We start from the raw sequence: 18,626 nt of genomic DNA on the forward strand, positions 1-18,626 counted from the left end.
GATTAAAAGCATATTATTCTCACTAACCAATCTGAGAAACTCATAAACTAAACAATGGAAGAAAAAAAATTCGACGTAAAATCGATTATAGGATTCATTCTTATCTTCGGAATATTAATCTTCATGATGTGGAAAAATCAACCCTCTCCTGAAGAATTAGCAGAACAAGAAAAGCAAGAACAAATTGAAGCTAATAAAAAAGCTGAAACTAAGCAGGTTAAAGATGCCAAAGTCACTACGACCGAAGACTTTACAGCACCAAATCCTGGAGATTCATTAAAATTAGCTGAGTTAAAAAATAAACTAGGCGCTTTTGCGTATTCATCAACATTACCATCTGCAACCGATGATTTTACAACAGTATCTACAGATGTGCTAGATTTAAAATTTAGTAATAAAGGTGGGTTTCTTTCTGAAGTAATTTTGAAAAAATTTGTGGATTATGATTCAGTACCTATCGCATTAATTGAAGATGGAAATGAGTTTTTTAATATCACATTACCAACAACAGATAATAGAATTTTAAATACTCAAGACAAGTATTTTCAACCTACAGTAACCAAAAATGGAGACAATACTGTGGTGTCAATGAAATTTAAAGCGTCTGAAAATCAATATTTAGAATACCGTTATGAGTTGAAGCCAGATAACTATATGATGGATTTTTCTATTAGTTCTAAAGGTTTAAATTCGGTTGTAAATAGTTCTCAAGCTATTGACTTAGATTGGCAATTAAAAACGTATCGTCATGATGAAAGTGTTTCTTATGAAAATCGTTACACACGATTAACTTACATGTATGATGGTGAAAAAATAGACAAGTTAGCGCAAGGAGGAGAAGATGAAGAAACTTTAGAAGATGCACGTTGGTTATCATACAGACAACACTTTTTTAGTACAATATTAGTCGCAGAGAACCCAATAAAAAATGCAAGAATTTCTACTGTAGATTTGGTAGAAGATGAAGATGTAGACACCATTTACACCAAACAGTTTGCATCTAAGTTGCCTTTAAATTTTACAAATGGCGAAGCAACAAATAACTTCAAACTTTATTTTGGACCTACAGATAGTAAGGTTTTAAAACAATATGATCACAGTTTAGAAGAGAGTATTCCATTTGGTTGGGGAATTTTTGGATGGATTAACAAGCACTTATTTATTCCATTGTTTGGTTTCTTAAGTGGTTTCTTGCCTTATGGTATTGCAATTATTGTGATGACTGTCTTAATAAAATTAGTGATGTCATTTGTACAATACAAGCAGTTTTTATCTCAAGCAAAAATGAAGGTTTTAAAACCAGAACTAGATGCGATTAGAGAAAAGTATAAAGACAATAAAATGAAGGCGCAACAAGAAACCATGGCACTTCAAAATAAAGCAGGAGCTAGTCCGTTGGCTGGTTGTTTACCAGGATTAATACAGCTTCCTGTATTTTACGCCTTGTTTATGTTTTTCCCAACAGCATTTGCTTTACGTCAAAAGAGTTTCCTTTGGGCTGACGATTTATCATCATTTGATTCTATTTATGATTTTCCAAATGGGTTTAGTATTCCAATGTATGGTGATCACATTAGTTTGTTTCCTATTTTGGCGGCTATTGCTATTTTCTTCTATATGAAAATGACAACAGGTCAACAAATGGCTTCACAACCTACACAAGAAGGAATGCCAGATATGGCTAAAATGATGAAGTACATGATTTACTTCTCACCAATTTTAATGCTTGTTTTCTTTAACCAATATGCATCTGGATTGAGTTTATATTACTTTATTTCAAACCTAATTAGTATTGGAATTATGTTGGTGATCAAGAATTTTATTCTAGATGAAGATAAGATTCATGCTCAGATTCAAGTGAATAAAACAAAGCCTAAGAAACAAAATAAGTTTCAAAAGAAAATGGCTGATATGATGGAGCAAGCGGAACAGCAAAAGCAAGCGCAGCAAAAGAAAAAGAAATAGATTTAAATCGTCAATATTAAAAAAAGCCTTTAGTGAATTCTAAAGGCTTTTTAGGTTTTTATGACTTCAGAAATGTAACACATTTAATACTGTAGCTGATGTTTAAAACTCGTCTAGATAAGATGCCTTAATATTACATAGGTGTTTGTTTAAAGTCACAATAGCTGTTATAAGGATACATTTCCGAAGAAAATAATGGAAAGTTGATGTTTCGTACAATATAAAAAAAGCCTTTAAATGTTATCATTTAAAGGCTTTTAATTTACGTTTATCACTAACTATAATGTGCTATTCATTACATTTTTAATGAACTTATAATAATTTAATCTGCTGCTGGTAGCATTACTTTGTTTAAAACATGTATAACGCCATTTCCTGCTTGAACATCTACCGCAATTATACCAATATCTGTATTTCCTGCAGCATCAGTGACATTTGCAATGTTACTTCCTGTACCAGGTAAATTGATTGTAATAGCTTGACCGTTTAACATTGTTGGTGACACACCATCTGTTAAATCTCCAGAAGTGACATTGGCATCTCCTAAAACGTGGTGCAATAATACTTGAGTTAAAACATCTTCAGCAGGAATAGCATCCAAAGCATCAAAGGCATCGTTTGTTGGAGCAAATACAGTAAAAGGTGCTGGACTTGTTCCGTTTGATGTTGATAATGTCGCTACAAAGTCTGTAGCAGGTGTTAAGCTAGTTAAAGCGGTTACCAAAGTAGAAAAGTTAGGATCTGCAGTTGCAAATGTTACAACAGATGGCACATCAATCACAGCGTCTACTGCATGTATGATTCCATTTGTACCTACAACATCTGCCGTTGCTACAGATGATACACCATTAAAACGTACACCATCATCAACGTTTGAGTATAAACTAATAGCATTACCTCCTGGTCCTGTTGCAGAGGTACTTGTGTACGTGTTTCCTAAGCCAACTAAATCTGTTGAGGTTACTGTACCTGCAAGAACATGATTTAATAAGATATTAGATAATGCATCTGAAGGCACATCACCTAAAGGTGTTCCATCTAAAAATGTTGTAAAGGCTGCATCATCTGGCGCTAATACGGTGAATGGTCCAGTTCCACTTAATACATTCACTAAGTCACCATCTGCTGCTCCTAATGCAGCTACTAAACTTCCAAAACCTGGATTTGCAATGGCATGATCTACAATGCTAGGTAACGCAATAACAGCATCCACTATGTGTACAGTACCATTAGAAGCTTCAATATCTGCAGTAGTTACCGTAGAAACATTGTTGAATTGTACACCATTGCTCGTATTAAAATAAATACTCATGGCATTTCCTCCTGCTCCTGTAGCATTTGTGTTTGTGTATCCTGCTCCTGATCCTATTAAGTCTGTAGACGATAATTCAGTAGATATCACATGATTTAATAAAACTTGAGATAATACATCTGTAGGTACAGCATCTAGACTAGCAAAACCGTTGTCGCTTAAAAATGTTGCGAATGCTTCATTGGTAGGTGCTAATACTGTAAAAGGACCATTACCATTTAATACGTTGACTAAATCACCATCGGCAGCTTGTAAAGCGGCAACCAAACTAGAAAGATCAGGAGTCGCGATTGCTGTTTCAACTATGTTTAATGATGTTGGTGCAGTTATTGTATTATCATCATCGTTATTACAAGAGGTAATAAGGATAGCTAATAAAAATAACGGCAAGAATTTGAATGTTTTTGAAATAATTTTCATTTTTTTGAGTTTTTGTTATTTATCATTATTGATCTAAAATTAATTTTGTTCAACAAATTTAGAAAAAGATTAAACAAAACATCATGAGACATTATATTTTTATATTTATTTTAACAGTTAGTGGTTTGACTTCTTATGCGCAAGAGTCGGTAAATCAGTTTGATAGTCAAGGCAATAGGCATGGTGTTTGGAGAAAGTACTTTGCTAAGACTAAACAGTTGAGATATGAAGGTCAATTTAACCATGGAAAAGAAGTTGGCACCTTTAAATTTTACACGCTTAATCAAGGTTCAAGCGTTTTAAGTGCTACAAAAGTATTTAAAGAAGAGACGAATAAAGCTGAAGTAAAGTTTCTATCTTCTAAAGGTAAATTGATAAGTGAAGGTACCATGAATGGAAAGCTTTATACTGGTAAATGGGTTTATTATCATAATAAATCTAAAGGTATTATGTCTACAGAGTTCTATAATGAAAATGGGCAGCTAGAAGGTGAAAAATTAGTATTTTATCCTGACGGAACAACTGCAGAATCTTCCAATTACAAAGAAGGCAAACTTCATGGTAAATCAACTTGGTATGCTAAAAACGGAAATGTTTTAAAAGCGTTTATGTACCAAAACGATGAGCTTCATGGTGTTAGTAAATATTATGACTCTGATGGAAACTTACAAGCCGAAGGCGCTTACAAAAATGATCTAAAACACGGTATTTGGAACTATTACAAAAATGGTAAAATTGTAGAGACTAAAGATCATACCAAACGAAGTAAGAATCCTAATAAACAATAGTTAAAACCTATTTTATAGATAGTAAATTATAATAGCAACATAACTCATGTTGCTATTTTTATTTCTTAATTTTGCAGGATGAAACATCACTTTTAATGTTTCAAAATACCATAATATAAGGGTTGTTAAATGAAAAGAGTAATTGTAGGACTGTCAGGTGGAGTAGATTCTAGCGTTGCCGCTTATTTGTTAAAAGAGCAAGGCTATGAAGTGATTGGCTTATTTATGAAAAATTGGCATGATGACTCTGTGACTATTTCAGATGAGTGTCCTTGGTTAGACGATAGTAATGATGCGATGTTAGTCGCAGATAAATTAGGAATTCCGTTCCAAACTGTAGATTTAAGCGAGCAATACAAAGAACGTATTGTAGATTATATGTTTGACGAATACCAAAAGGGAAGAACACCAAATCCAGATGTGCTTTGCAATAGAGAAATTAAGTTTGATGTCTTTATGAAAATAGCCTTAGACCTTGGAGCAGATTATGTTGCAACTGGTCATTATTGTAGAAAAGGAGTATCTTCTGTGGTCAATGTCATTGATGGCTCTTCTCAAGAAACCTATCATTTGCAAGCAGGTGTTGATACTAATAAAGATCAATCTTATTTTTTATGTCAGTTATCTCAAGCACAATTGGCTAAAGCACTGTTCCCAATAGGAGAATTAACCAAACCAGAAGTTAGAGAAATTGCAACCAAGTTAGATTTGGTGACTGCAGATAAAAAGGATTCTCAAGGACTTTGTTTTATTGGTAAAGTTAGATTGCCTGAGTTTTTACAACAAAAATTGAAACCTAAAGAAGGTGTGATTGTAGAAATTCCTAATGATAGTGATCTTTATAAAGCCGAAAGTTTAAAATTTGAAACTAAAGCCGAAGAATTAAATCACTTAACAAGAAAAATAGACTATAAAGTTTCCGACGGAAACATAGTAGGGCAACATCAAGGTGCGCATTATTTTACAAAGGGACAGCGAAAAGGTCTCGCTGTTGGTGGAACGGTAGAACCCCTTTTTGTTATTGATACAGATGTTGAAGACAACGTTATTTACACAGGTCAAGGTAAAAAACATCCTGGACTTTTTAAAAGCGCACTCTTTGTAACAAATGAAGAACTTCATTGGATTCGTGAAGATTTAACACTCAAAGTGAACGATACTATGAAGGTTAAAGCTAGAATACGTTACCGCCAAACCTTAGAAAATGCAACGCTTTATAAATTAGATAGCGGTTTGTATGTGGAGTTCGATAATCCGCAATCTGCAATAACCGAGGGACAATTTGTGGCTTGGTATCTCGATGACGAATTAGTAGGTTCGGGAGTAATTTCTTAAATTGCATTGCGTTCATATTAAGGATTATTAGTTAAAAACGACTATTTTTTTAATAAAACACAAATTGCTATGAAGAAAATCCTACTTATAATTATTGTATCTACTCACTTTACAATCTTCGCTCAACAAGACGCTTGGGTGTATTTTAATCAAAAAGAAAACGTACAAGCCTCAATTGATAATCCAATTTCAATTCTTACGCAACAAGCAATTGATAGAAAAAATGCAAAAGGTATCGCTATTGATGAGCGTGATGTGCCTGTTAACGAAACCTATATAGCAATGCTTAAAGCTCCTGAAACAGGTGTAACAGTTTTTGCTAAATCTAAATGGTTTAATGCGGTCTATGTTAGAGGTAGTGAGGAAGATATAAATGCTTTGGTTGATGATTTTGCTTTTGTAGAATCTATCCATTTTGCTGATGAGAGCTTAAATTCCTTAAGAGTTGATATTTCCGAAGATAAATTTGAAATAGAAACCACTAATATTGATTTTAACTACGGAAATACGCTTAATCAAGTAGAAATGATAAATGCAGATGCTTTGCATCTTCAAGATTATACAGGAGAAGGGATTGTTGTAGCAATATTAGATGCAGGATTTCCTAATGTAGACACAATGGGAGCTTTTCAACGTTTACGTGATAATGGAGATTTATTAGATGGCTATGATTTTGTAAGACGTGATGCTAACGTATATGCATTTGCAAATAATAATCATGGTACAAAAGTGCTGAGTGATATGGCTGGATTTGTTCAAGACCAATTTGTTGGTACAGCTCCAGATGCGTCTTATTATTTGTTTTTAACCGAAGATTCAGCTAGTGAAACTCCTGTAGAAGAAGCCTATTGGGTTGAAGCGGCAGAACGAAGTGACAGTTTAGGTGTTCATATTATCAATACATCATTGGGTTATAAAACCTACCAAAACACAAATTATAGCCATACTAATGAAGTGCTTGATGGCTCAACAACATTTATAACAAGAGGTGCAAATGTGGCGAATGAAAAAGGAATTCTAGTTGTAACATCTGCAGGGAATTCTGGTGAAAGTGGTGTAGGTGCTCCAGCAGACGCAACAGGAGTTTTGAGTATTGCGGCAGTTGATGCAGATGGTAACTATGCTGCATTTAGTTCTCAGGGAAGTGCATTTCAAACCACACAAAAACCAGATGTTGCTGCACGTGGTTTGGCAGCTTTTGTCATAGATGATTCTAATACTATTGTAAATAATAACGGCACATCATTTAGCTCTCCAATAATGGCAGGAGGAATTGCATCGTTATGGCAAGCTTTACCAGATGCAACAAATGAAGAAATTAAAGACTATGTTCGTAGGTCGGCATCTCAATATACAACACCAGATTATTTAATTGGTTATGGGATACCAGATCTTCAATTGGCTTTAGATATTGGTCTGTCTTTACAAGAAAATTCATTTTTTGAGTTTAATGTCTATCCTAACCCTGTGTTTGATATATTAAATATTCAAATTCCAACAGTAAATGAAATAAGCACGTTAAGAGTTTTTGATGTTTTAGGAAAAACGGTTATCGAACAAGATATTACAGAATCAACGAGTCAATTAAATATGTCTACAATGGCTCCTGGCTTATATATTATGACAATTCAATCAGGTAATACATCAAAAACGATTAAACTTATAAAATCTTAAATGGCAAATAAAATTACAGAACTCTTCGGAATTAAATACCCAATCATCCAAGCAGGTATGATTTGGAATAGTGGTTGGAAATTAGCTTCTGCAGCTAGCAATGCTGGAGCACTGGGTTTAATAGGCGCAGGATCAATGTATCCTGATGTGTTGAGAGAACATATTCAACACTGTAAAAACGCAACCAACAAACCCTTTGGTGTTAATGTGCCCATGTTATATCCAAACATTGAAGAGATTATGAATATCATCGTAGAAGAAGGCGTGAAGATCGTTTTTACATCTGCGGGAAACCCAAAAACATGGACGCCTTGGTTAAAAGAACGAGGCATTACCGTTGTACATGTGGTAAGTAGTGTGAAATTTGCTTTAAAAGCTCAAGAAGCAGGTGTAGACGCGGTTGTTGCTGAAGGTTTTGAAGCAGGAGGACATAATGGTAGAGAAGAAACTACAACCTTAACTTTGATACCAATGGTGAGAGAGCATCTTCAAATTCCTTTAATTGCAGCAGGAGGTATTGCGACTGGTAATGCCATGTTAGCTGTTATGCTTTTAGGAGCAGATGCGTCACAAATTGGAAGTCGATTTGTAGCCAGCACAGAGTCTTCTGCTCATGACGCTTTTAAAAACGTTGTTGTAGATGCTAAAGAAGGTGATACACAATTAACTTTAAAAGAATTAGCTCCTGTGAGGCTCGTAAAAAATAAATTCTTTCAAGATGTGCAAGAACTCTATAAAAAAGCGCCAACTGTAGACGATTTAAAATTACTTTTAGGTAGAGCTAGAGCTAAACGAGGCATGTTTGAAGGCGATTTAGAAGATGGAGAACTTGAGATTGGACAAATTGCTGGATTAATACATGATATTAAGCCTACGGCCCAAATAATTGAAGATTTAATTAAAGAATTCCACTTAGCTCAAAACCAAGCGCAACAATTTAAAGTCTAAAAGACTATATTTGGAAGTAATTAATGTTGATCCTAAATAATTAATGACCGCAAGTTGTAATGTTTTAATTCCAGACGGAGACAGTACTTGGGCTTTATCTGTAATACAGTGCCTTTCTCAAGTGAAAGGGTACAACATATATGTGTTATCTAATAAAAAACGTACAGCAACCAAATTTTCTAAATTTACCAGCTACTATAAATTTTATGATAGACCAAATGATGCAGATTGGGTTACAACGATTAATGCTGAAATAGAAAAGAACTCCATAGCTGTGGTACTTCCAATTGCAGAGCGCGAGTTTTTATTTTTTATAAACCATGGCCATCAAATTTCAACTTCTGCGAAGATTATTGCGTTACCTAATTCTCAAAATTTTGAAATAGCTATTGATAAAATGAGATTAAGTGATTTTTCGAATGCTAATGGTATTCCGCATCCAAATTCTTATTTTATTTCTTCGGAAAAGGAAAAACAAGACGTTCTGTCTAACATTCAATTTCCAATTTTAGTAAAACCTCTAGGTCAAAAAGGAGGTGACGGGATTCAAAAGATAGATACTAAATCAGGATTAGAAACTTATGTAAACCAAAATAATCAATCTGTATTTATTCAAGAGTTTATTGAAGGTTATGATATAGATTGTAGTGTGTTGTGTCAAAATGGAGACATTTTAAGTTATACCATACAAAAAGGAAACTTAAAAGGACATTCCAATTTTGCTCCTCAATTAGCCTTCGATTTTTTGCAAAATGATGATGTTCTCAATGTTGCTAAATTAATAATGTCTAAACTCAATTGGTCTGGAGTAGCGCATATTGACATGAGGTATGATAAAAGCACCAATGATTATAAGCTCATTGAAATCAATGCTCGTTTCTGGGGTAGTGTAGAAGGGTCAATGTTTGCAGGAATAAATTTTCCGCATAAAGCTGTACAGTTAGCTTTAAATCAGGAATTGGCAGATGAGCATTATGACAATATTCATCACATGCGATTTAAAGGTGTGCTAAAGTCTATTAAACGAAATCCGTTGTTCATTTTCCGAAGAAAATATATTATGAATAATACAGAGGCTAAAACATTTTTAAATGACCCATTACCAACACTTTATAGGTTTAGAGAGTGGTTAGGAAGACGGTTTTAAAATGATATAAAAAAGCAAAAAGAGGACAAAGCCTCTTTTTGCACGAAACGTTTTTTAACAATAAAATTTTTAAATCCCTCTAAAATAATAGCTAAAAAAGTTTCTGCCCCAAATACCTAACCTACTACAATAAGGTATTCAAGTTGTAAAAATAAAGGTTTGATTAAAATGTAGATATATTTTAACGTTCAACTTATTAACAATTACAGTTCATAACTTTTTAATAGTCAAACAATTAAAATTTTGTTTTGCTAAAACTAAGTAAACTTTTATGTAAGCTAGTTCTATTGATTTAACTTCGCATTTCTAAAATCCATACATTGATATTATCACAATACACAAAAGAATTTAGTTACAACTTAAAGTTAGCGACACCAGTTATTTTAGGGATGTTAGGTCACACATTTGTGAGTTTTGTAGATAACGTAATGGTAGGTCAATTGGGTACCGCAGAATTGGCTGCAGTGTCTCTCGGAAACAGTTTTATGTTTATTGCTATGTCTATAGGTATTGGTTTTTCAACGGCAATTACACCATTAGTAGCAGAGGCAGATGCTTCTAATAATTTTTTAGAAGGTAAATCATCATTCAAACATGGGTTATTTCTTTGTACAATTATAGGAGTACTATTATTCTTGACCGTCTTTTTTGCAAAACCTCTGCTGTATTTCATGAAACAACCGGTTGAGGTTGTTGAATTAGCACTACCTTATCTTAATTTGGTGGCATTTTCGTTAATTCCATTAGTAGTTTTTCAAGCGTTTAAACAGTTTAGTGACGGGTTGTCTATGACTAAATACCCTATGTATGCTACCATTTTAGCCAATGTTGTTAACGTAGTAATTAACTATATTTTAATTTTTGGAAAATTTGGTTTCCCAGAATTAGGAATAGTTGGTGCAGCCTACGGAACTCTAATTTCTAGGTTTATAATGGTTGCTCACCTTTGGTGGTTATTGACCAAAAAAGAAAAGTCTAAAGCCTTCGTTATTAACATTAAATTTTTTGTTCTCGACAAATTAATGCTAAGAAAGTTAATAAACTTAGGGACACCAAGTGCCATGCAAATGTTTTTTGAAGTAGCCATTTTTACGGCAGCTATATGGTTAAGTGGTTTGCTGGGTAAAAACCCATTAGCCGCAAATCAAATCGCCTTAAACCTATCTTCAATGACCTTCATGGTTGCTATGGGAATAAGTGTGGCTTCTATGATTAGAGTTGGTAATCAAAAAGGCTTAGGGCAATTTGTAGAACTTCGTAGAATTGCATTTTCCTTATTTTTATTAACTACAATTTTAGCTGTGTGTTTTGCGGCATTTTTCTTCATTTTTCATGAAGCTTTGCCTAAGCTATATCTAGATTATGATGATGCAAAAAATTTAGTAGACAATACTGAAGTTATAACCATCGCGGCAAAATTAATGTTAGCTGCAGCTATTTTTCAAATAAGTGATGGTATTCAAGTCGTTGTTTTAGGAGCTTTAAGAGGCTTGCAAGATGTGAAAATCCCAACTGTAATAACCTTCATATCGTATTGGGTTGTTGGGTTTCCCATTAGTTTTTTCCTCGGAAAAGAGCATGTTTATGGTAGCTTTGGCATTTGGCTTGGATTATTAGCGGGTTTAACAACAGCTGCCATACTATTGTTTATCAGATTCAATTATCTAACTAAAAAATTAATACTAAAGTCATAAGATTTCATAACTTTGAGTATTCAATACTTTAAGTACTTATAACTTTAAATATTTAAAACTAAAGAATGGAACTACCAAAATTTATACTCGGTGATAATACAGATCATCCAAATGCTATTTACGTCATTCATACAGATTTTCCTAGATTTATAATCAATCTAGAAGATGATGAAGTAGAATGGTTTGAAGAATTTGATGAGCATGATCAAAAGGAAATTGAAGCAGAAGCCGAAAATTTAATTAAAGCAGCTACCGATTTTTACGATAGGGAAGTTTCGAGATACGATGACTAATGATTGAACAATTAATTGAATACGACAGAGAATTATTTTTATACCTTAATGGATTAGGTACAACAACTTGGGATGGGTTTTGGATGTTTTATACCACAAAATTTAATTGGGTTCCTTTTTATGCAATTCTAGCATACCTTATGTATAGAAGGCTCAACTCAAAAATGTTTGTGCTAACACTAGTAGTAATTGCTTTAATGATCACATTTACAGATCAAATTACAAATGTGTTTAAACATGGGTTTGAACGCTTAAGGCCATGTCATCAAGAAGGTGTTTCAGAATATATGAGATTGGTTAAATCATATTGTGGAGGAAGATTTGGTTATTTTTCTGGGCATGCTAGTAATTCAATGTCCTTAGCCATTTTTATAAGTTTACTATTAAAATCAAAGTATAAGTATATCTTTTTAATAATGATTCCATGGGCTGTAGCAATGGGTTATAGTCGTATTTATATTGGAGTGCATTATCCGCTTGATGTAGCTAGTGGTATGCTATTTGGATTGTTTTCTGGACTACTGTTCTATAAATTAGATAAATATTTACAGTCTAGGTTTCAATTAAAATAATAATTAGAAGCTCTTTTTTGTAATATTATAATTGATGTTTCTCTGTTTCATCCAGAGAAAAGCAAAGCAATCAATTAATGGTGACATTAATCGTTTTCTCAACCCAAACTTTGAAGTTCCCGCAATTCTTGGAAAATGCTGAACAGGGATCTGCTTTACGGTTCCGTTTTGAAGTAAAATCATAGCTGGCAAAAATCGATGTAAACCTTTAAACATAGGGATGCGTTTGGCATAATTTGTTTGCATTACTTTCAACGGACAGCCAGTGTCATCCATACCATCCTTTGTAAATAAACGACGTATGCTGTTGGCAATGGTTGATGATGCATTTTTAATAAAACGATCTTTTCTATGTTGACGAACGCCTGTAACCAAATCATAATCGTTAATATGTTCTAGGAGCAAATTAAAATCTTTGGGTGCTGTTTGTAAATCAGCATCAATATATCCAACAAGTGCTGTTGTAACACTGTCAAAACCTGCTTTTAATGCTGTACTCAATCCTTGATTATTTTTAAAAAGTATAAAATCAAAATTTGAATATTTTTCACAAATAGTTTCTATTAAAATTTGACTTCCATCAGTTGAGCCATCATTAATAATAAGTATTTTAGTTAAAATACTGCTAGATTTTAAATAGTCTAAAAGCTCTTTTTCTAAGCGTTCCATATTCTCTTCTTCATTGTATACAGGAACGATAATAGTAAATTTATAATCCATTTCAAATGTGTTACTCACACAAAAATATTCATTTTTTATCTGCGCAATGGTAAATAGGATTGATTTAAAAATTGTTATTTTGTGGTTTCAAAAGTATACTATGAAAATACTCGTTACAGGAGCTGCTGGTTTTATTGGATCGCACACTGCAGAACGTCTACAAAACCTAGGTCATGACGTCTTAGGTTTAGATAATTTTAATGACCATTACAGTCTGAAATTAAAGAACTTAAATGCCAAAGGGTTAATAGAAAAAGGTGTTTCAGTTTTAAAAAAAGATCTGCGTGACTCCAATTTTGCAGAAAACATCACAAAAGATATCGACTATATTTTTCATTTTGCAGCACAACCTGGAATTTCTCAAAGCTCTACCTTTGAAGATTATTTTGAGAATAATATTATTGCTACCAAAAATGTAATTGATTTTGCCTTACAATGCAAAGACTTAAAGCTTTTTGTAAATATTGGCACATCATCAATCTACGGGTTAGAAGCAACTTTTCCAGAAGATAAAGCACCAAAACCGGCATCTCATTATGGTGTGACAAAATTAGCTGCAGAGCAGTTAGTACTTCAAAAAAGTAGAGAAAAACAAATGAATGCTTGCTCTTTACGTCTGTATTCGGTTATAGGTCCAAGAGAACGACCAGAGAAAATGTACACCAAATTAATTGATTTAGGCCTAAAAGGAGAAGCTTTTCCTTTATTTGAAGGCAGCGATAAGCATTTACGTAGTTTTACTTATGTTGATGATATTGTAGATGGTGTGGTTAGTGTCATAGAAAATGAATCTAAAGTTAATGGAGAAATTATAAACTTAGGAACCGAAGTAGAGCATACCACTAAAGAAGGTATTGAAGCGGTTGAACACGTGTTAGGAACCTCAATAAAACTCAACATCATCCCAAAACGTCCAGGAGATCAATCACGCACCAAAGCTAATATCGATAAGGCAAAGAGGTTGCTTAATTACAATCCGCAAACGACTTTATTAGACGCTGTTAAAAAGCAAGTGGAATGGTATAAGGCTAACTTTTAAGTGTCAACAAATATTCGGCAGCAACAAAAGGTGTTGTTTTCCCATCTTCAATTAATTCTAATTGTTCATTCAAGGCCAATTTAATTTCAGCTTGATTAAAAAAATCAGATTTTAAACGGTCTTCAATAGTTTGCAGGAGCCAAAATTTATTCTGCTCAGTGCGGTGTGTTTCAAAATAATGGTTCGCTGTCGTATGTGTTATATATTCTGAAATGAGCGTCCAAAGTTTATCAATGCCTTCTCGATGTAAAGCGCTGCATAAACTTACTTTTGGTTGCCATTTAGAGGCTTTTTGTGGATACAAATGCAAGGCTCTATTAAATTCTACTTTAGCAAGTTTAGCCGCTTTTAAATTCTCGCCATCGGCTTTGTTGATGGCAATGGCATCTGCCATTTCAATAATCCCACGTTTAATGCCTTGGAGTTCATCTCCTGCTCCAGCAATTTTCAGTAGTAAAAAGAAATCTACCATACTGTGAACCGCAGTTTCACTTTGTCCAACACCTACAGTTTCAATAACAATCGTATCAAAACCTGCTGCTTCACATAAAATTATTGATTCTCGAGTTTTACGTGCCACACCACCAAGAGAGGTTCCAGAGGGTGACGGTCTTATAAAGGCATTGTTATTCTTTACCAAGTCTTCCATTCGGGTTTTATCACCCAAAATACTGCCTTTACTCAAACTACTACTTGGGTCTACTGCTAACACAGCTACTTTTTTACCAATAGACGTAAGATGCAAACCAAAGGCTTCAATAAATGTACTTTTACCTACACCAGGAACACCTGTGATTCCAATTCTAACCGACTTGTTTGCATGTGGTAAACACAATTTAATAACGTCGTTAGCTTGTTGTAAATGTTTAGGGTTTGAGCTTTCTACTAATGTAATAGCTCTACTTAAAGCAGTAATGTTACCTTTTAAAATTTTAGCAACTAAAGTGGTAGTATCGAGCTTGGCTTTTCTTCTGTCTTTAATACGTTTAATAGAAGATGCATTGGTAATATCAGGTTGTGATACACCATCTGTTTCATGCAATGCTGTCGATTTCGATTTTTTAGACAAATGCCTCTAATTTTGGTCTTTAATAACCATTAAAGGTACTGCAATTTTTGTATTATCCCAAGCCATAGTAAGTTGTAGGTCATCTGTAGAATTGTCAAACGCAATTGTAAATTGCTCAACAGTAGTTTTTATTTTTTCTACAGGTACATCAATCTCTAAGAGGTCGCTGTTTGGGTCCCACATGGGTTGCATTTCTTCGTCAACTCCCCAAGCGTACTGCTTTGTGTTAAACATCACATTCCATGTAGAGTCTTTAGGCACTGTCCATAACGTATATTTTCCTTTAGGTAAATAAATACCTTGTATCATTAAGTCCTTGTTGGTTTGAAATGTAGTGGCTTCATTGGCACCTGTTCTCCAAACTTTATTATAAGGTACTAAAGCGCCAAAAACGTCACGTCCTTTTTTTGATGGCCTGTTATAAAAAACTTCTAATTTTAGGTCGTTAAGTTTAAATTCTACAGTGTCTTTCGGACTTAATCGTGGAGAAAAAATATTCTCAACAAAAGTAGAATATAGAAATAGCCCAAGTGCAACAATAAATAAGAAAATAAGTAGGCGTTTTAAAAACATAATATAAAGTAAGATTTAATTGTAACTAACAAGAGTCAAATATAATTGAAATTGAAATGCTACATCAATACTTAACGCTATTTTGTGTAAATTTCTTATCATTTTTTAAAATTATTTAAATTTTTTGCAACACTCCTTTTTTTGTGTCGTCTTTATAATGAACTAGTATCAAATAAATGTAATTGATTTATTTGGTGCGTAACCAAACCAAAATAGATTTGAAGACACTTCAAATTGACATCATTGAACAATGCAAGCAGAACAATCGCGCTGCGCAATTAAAACTATACAATCAATATTGTGATGGTATGTATGCAGTTGCTATGCGGTTTGTAAAGGATTCTATGGAAGCTGAAGATATCGTACAAGAAGCCTTTATAAAAGCATTTGCAAAACTCAATCAGTATAAAGCAGAAGTCACTTTTGGAGCTTGGTTAAAACGTATCGTGATTAATAAAAGTATTGATTGCTTAAAATCCAAGAAGCAGCATTTGCAAGAATTGGAAGAGGTGCACCTCAAAGTTGTCGATGATGATGATTATCAACACGAATGGTTAGTAGAAGATACAGTAAAGTTAGATGAGATTAAGTTGGCGATTCAAAAACTTCCAGACAAATACCGTTACGTTATAATGTTGTATTTGGTTGAAGGGTACGATCATCAGGAGATTTCTGAAATTTTAAACATTTCCGAAGTCGCCTCAAGAACTCAACTCTCAAGAGGTAAATCGAAATTAAAAGAACAGTTAATACCACTTAAAAATGGCACGAGATATTAGAAAATTATTTGAAGAAGAACAAAAAGAACAATCGCAAATACAAATGAGCGAAGGTCATCAAGCGCGTTTTCTCGAAAAATTGGATGAAGCTCTACCTGTTAAAAAAACAATCAAAAAACGTTTCAGTGTCTTACAAATTGCTGCAGGTATGGTCATATTTATTGGTTTAGGGTTTGGAGCATCAAAATTCTTTGAAAACGACATGCAGAGTTCTACGGAAATCGTCGAGACCAAAAACCCGTCTAAAAATAACCAAATGAAATCTCTAGGAGATATCTCACCAGATTTTAAAAAGGTTGAAGATTACTATCTAGCTAATATCAATTTAGAATTGTCTAAAGTGAAGCAAACTCCTGAAAATAAAGAGCTATTTGATGGTTATGTTGTGAGATTAGCAGAGTTAAATCAAGAATACAAACGCCTTTCGGTAGAGTTAACCGATCATGGACCAAACGAATTAACCGTAAGCGCATTAATAGATAATCTTAAATTAAGACTCAATTTACTGTATCGATTAAAAGAACAATTAAATGATTTAAATACTTCGGAAGAAGAAAAAATTAAAGCATAATCAAATTTTGAAAGTTTTAGCTTAAATAAAAAAACGCCTGTTCGCCGAGTGTAATCAAAGTGAATGTAAAGAATAGGAAATGTATTTAAAACTAAGATTTCAGAACAAAAAAACAATCAAAAAATGAAAACATATAAATTACTAACACTCTTGTTTTTCTGTAGCATTTTAAGCGTTGCAGCACAACAAAAGTTAATCAAAGTATCAAAGAAAATCGATGTCACTAAAGATGTAGAAATCGATGTCAATACTAGTTATGTACAATTAGAAATTGATACTTGGAACAAAAGTACCTTAGAAGTAGAAGCATTTATAGAAGGTGAAAAGCTATCAAAAGAAGATTTAGAAGAAGCATTAAAATCATGGGATCTCAAAGTAGAAGGTTCTGGTAATAATGTTAGAATTACATCAGATGGGTCACATGGGTCTTGGCGTTTTTTTAATGCAGAATCGGGTCATTTAGAATCGTTAGAAGCATTAGAGGCACTAGAAGTATTAGCTGATATGCCAGAAATGCCAGAAATGCCAGAAATGCCTGAGCTCCCAGAAATGCCAGAAATGATGCGATTAGAAGTGCCTGAAGCTCCAGAAATGCCAGAATTACCAGAACTACCAAACGGTATAACCAATGTCACTTTTGATGCTGAAGCGTATAAGAAAGATGGTGAGGCTTATCTCGAAAACTGGAGTAACGATTTTCCTGCTGCAGATCGAGAAAAAATGAAAGCTTGGGGACGAGAAATGGCTAAAGTTGATTTTTCAGCTTATGAAAAACGTATGGAAGTTTGGGGTGAAAAATTTGGGAAGCAATTTGGCGAAGACTATGGCAAAAAAATGGAAGCTTGGGGAGAAGAATTTGGAAAACGTTTTGATGGCGAATGGTCTAAAAAAATGGAAGCTTGGGGAGAAAAGTACGGTAAGCAAATGGAAGCAAGAGGGAGTGCCATGGAGAAACGTATGGAGCTTAGAGCTAAAGCCATGGAAAAGCGTCATGAAAAGATGGAGAAAGTTCATGAAAAACGACAAGAAGTTCATGAAAAACGTCGCGAACGCTTATTAAATCGTTCAGAAACTCATGGTAATGATGTCAAACGTACTATAAAAATAAAAATGCCAAAAGACGCAAAATTAAATTTGAATGTGAGACATGGTGAATTAAAAATGGCTTCTGTTATTTATAACCTAAAAGCAGATATTTCACACGCTAATCTATTTGCAAATCACATAGATGGAACTGATACATCCATCAATGTGTCTTACTCTCCTGTTCAAATTTCAACATGGAGTGATGGCGAATTAAATTTAAAGTATGTTGAAGACGCACATCTTAAAACGGTTGCTAGTTTGAGATTAAACAGCAACTCGTCTAATATGTATATTGATAATCTAACTGGAACTGCCATCATTGATGGTAGTTTTGGAGATTTGTCGATATCAAAAATTTCGGATGCCTTTCAACTTCTCAACATTATTTTAGAGAATAGCGATGCCATTATCAAATTACCGAGTAATACTGTAGATTATAGTATGTATTTTAAAGGCAATCGTTCGCGTTTAAATGATGAACTCACCACGCAACAAACCATCAATAATTATCCAAGTGCAACAAAGTCTGGTAAGACCATTGTGATTAATGCTAAATTTAGTGATGTTGCATTAAAACAATAAAGTTGTTATTATCTCACTTCAAAATAGTGAAAGATTCTTCAGTCGTACCTCCTTCTGAA

At 33.7% G+C, this 18,626-nt stretch carries 17 protein-coding genes; 13 read left to right on the forward strand and 4 right to left on the reverse strand.

Annotation, left to right across the window (positions count from 1 at the left end; all coding sequences use genetic code 11):
• Positions 1-54: 54 nt before the first annotated feature.
• Complete coding sequence (yidC, locus tag TD29_RS12685) at positions 55-1,965, forward strand: membrane protein insertase YidC (RefSeq protein WP_040281118.1); 1,911 nt, start codon at positions 55-57, stop codon at positions 1,963-1,965.
• Between the two features lie 322 nt (positions 1,966-2,287).
• Here yidC and TD29_RS12690 read toward each other — a convergent pair whose 3' ends face one another.
• The gene (locus tag TD29_RS12690) at positions 2,288-3,697 is read right to left on the reverse strand and encodes a fasciclin domain-containing protein (RefSeq protein WP_040281119.1); all 1,410 of its coding nucleotides are present in this window, start codon (positions 3,695-3,697) and stop codon (positions 2,288-2,290) included.
• Between the two features lie 83 nt (positions 3,698-3,780).
• Here TD29_RS12690 and TD29_RS12695 point away from each other — a divergent pair, with 83 nt between their 5' ends.
• From TD29_RS12695 to TD29_RS12730, 8 genes are all read left to right on the forward strand, one after another.
• On the forward strand, positions 3,781-4,485 hold the full coding sequence (locus TD29_RS12695; RefSeq protein ID WP_040281120.1) for a toxin-antitoxin system YwqK family antitoxin: 705 nt from the start codon (positions 3,781-3,783) through the stop codon (positions 4,483-4,485).
• Positions 4,486-4,614: 129 nt separating this feature from the next.
• The gene (gene mnmA, locus TD29_RS12700; RefSeq protein WP_040281121.1) at positions 4,615-5,820 is read left to right on the forward strand and encodes a tRNA 2-thiouridine(34) synthase MnmA; all 1,206 of its coding nucleotides are present in this window, start codon (positions 4,615-4,617) and stop codon (positions 5,818-5,820) included.
• Between the two features lie 69 nt (positions 5,821-5,889).
• Positions 5,890-7,494 (forward strand): S8 family peptidase, encoded by a 1,605-nt coding sequence (locus TD29_RS12705; protein WP_040281122.1) that lies wholly within the window; start codon positions 5,890-5,892, stop codon positions 7,492-7,494.
• The gene (locus TD29_RS12710) at positions 7,495-8,442 is read left to right on the forward strand and encodes an NAD(P)H-dependent flavin oxidoreductase (protein ID WP_040281123.1); all 948 of its coding nucleotides are present in this window, start codon (positions 7,495-7,497) and stop codon (positions 8,440-8,442) included.
• Between the two features lie 43 nt (positions 8,443-8,485).
• On the forward strand, positions 8,486-9,589 hold the full coding sequence (locus TD29_RS12715; RefSeq protein ID WP_040281124.1) for an ATP-grasp domain-containing protein: 1,104 nt from the start codon (positions 8,486-8,488) through the stop codon (positions 9,587-9,589).
• Between the two features lie 320 nt (positions 9,590-9,909).
• Complete coding sequence (locus TD29_RS12720) at positions 9,910-11,283, forward strand: MATE family efflux transporter (protein ID WP_052467108.1); 1,374 nt, start codon at positions 9,910-9,912, stop codon at positions 11,281-11,283.
• A 65-nt stretch (positions 11,284-11,348) separates the two neighbouring features.
• Positions 11,349-11,576, forward strand: coding sequence for a hypothetical protein (locus TD29_RS12725; protein WP_040281126.1), 228 nt, complete (start codon positions 11,349-11,351; stop codon positions 11,574-11,576).
• Complete coding sequence (locus TD29_RS12730) at positions 11,576-12,148, forward strand: phosphatase PAP2 family protein (protein ID WP_040281127.1); 573 nt, start codon at positions 11,576-11,578, stop codon at positions 12,146-12,148. The genes TD29_RS12725 and TD29_RS12730 overlap by 1 nt, the downstream gene beginning before the upstream one ends.
• A 3-nt stretch (positions 12,149-12,151) precedes the next feature.
• On the opposite strand, the gene TD29_RS12735 is transcribed toward TD29_RS12730, so the two are convergent.
• Positions 12,152-12,868, reverse strand: coding sequence for a glycosyltransferase family 2 protein (locus TD29_RS12735; protein ID WP_040281128.1), 717 nt, complete (start codon positions 12,866-12,868; stop codon positions 12,152-12,154).
• A 100-nt stretch (positions 12,869-12,968) separates the two neighbouring features.
• Here TD29_RS12735 and TD29_RS12740 point away from each other — a divergent pair, with 100 nt between their 5' ends.
• Positions 12,969-13,907, forward strand: a complete 939-nt coding sequence (locus tag TD29_RS12740) for an NAD-dependent epimerase/dehydratase family protein (protein WP_040281129.1) — start codon at positions 12,969-12,971, stop codon at positions 13,905-13,907.
• Here TD29_RS12740 and meaB read toward each other — a convergent pair.
• A complete protein-coding gene (gene meaB, locus TD29_RS12745; RefSeq protein WP_040281130.1) occupies positions 13,897-14,976 on the reverse strand; it encodes a methylmalonyl Co-A mutase-associated GTPase MeaB in 1,080 nt (359 codons plus the stop codon). The genes TD29_RS12740 and meaB overlap by 11 nt on opposite strands.
• 6 nt (positions 14,977-14,982) lie before the next feature.
• On the reverse strand, positions 14,983-15,549 hold the full coding sequence (locus tag TD29_RS12750; RefSeq protein WP_040281131.1) for a DUF2911 domain-containing protein: 567 nt from the start codon (positions 15,547-15,549) through the stop codon (positions 14,983-14,985).
• Positions 15,550-15,767: 218 nt separating this feature from the next.
• Between TD29_RS12750 and TD29_RS12755 the strand changes: the two genes are divergently transcribed.
• The 3 genes from TD29_RS12755 (at position 15,768) to TD29_RS18005 (ending at position 18,567) form a co-directional block, all read left to right on the forward strand.
• Positions 15,768-16,328, forward strand: a complete 561-nt coding sequence (locus tag TD29_RS12755) for an RNA polymerase sigma factor (protein ID WP_040281139.1) — start codon at positions 15,768-15,770, stop codon at positions 16,326-16,328.
• Complete coding sequence (locus TD29_RS12760) at positions 16,312-16,899, forward strand: hypothetical protein (RefSeq protein ID WP_040281132.1); 588 nt, start codon at positions 16,312-16,314, stop codon at positions 16,897-16,899. The genes TD29_RS12755 and TD29_RS12760 overlap by 17 nt, the downstream gene beginning before the upstream one ends.
• 123 nt (positions 16,900-17,022) lie before the next feature.
• Positions 17,023-18,567 carry a YggN family protein gene (locus TD29_RS18005; protein ID WP_052467109.1) on the forward strand — a complete coding sequence of 515 codons (1,545 nt, stop codon included), beginning with the start codon at positions 17,023-17,025 and terminating at the stop codon, positions 18,565-18,567.
• The last annotated feature ends 59 nt before the right edge of the window (positions 18,568-18,626 follow it).

Source organism: Psychroserpens damuponensis, from assembly GCF_000826655.1.
In the GTDB taxonomy this organism is placed as follows: Bacteria; Bacteroidota; Bacteroidia; order Flavobacteriales; family Flavobacteriaceae; genus Psychroserpens; species Psychroserpens damuponensis.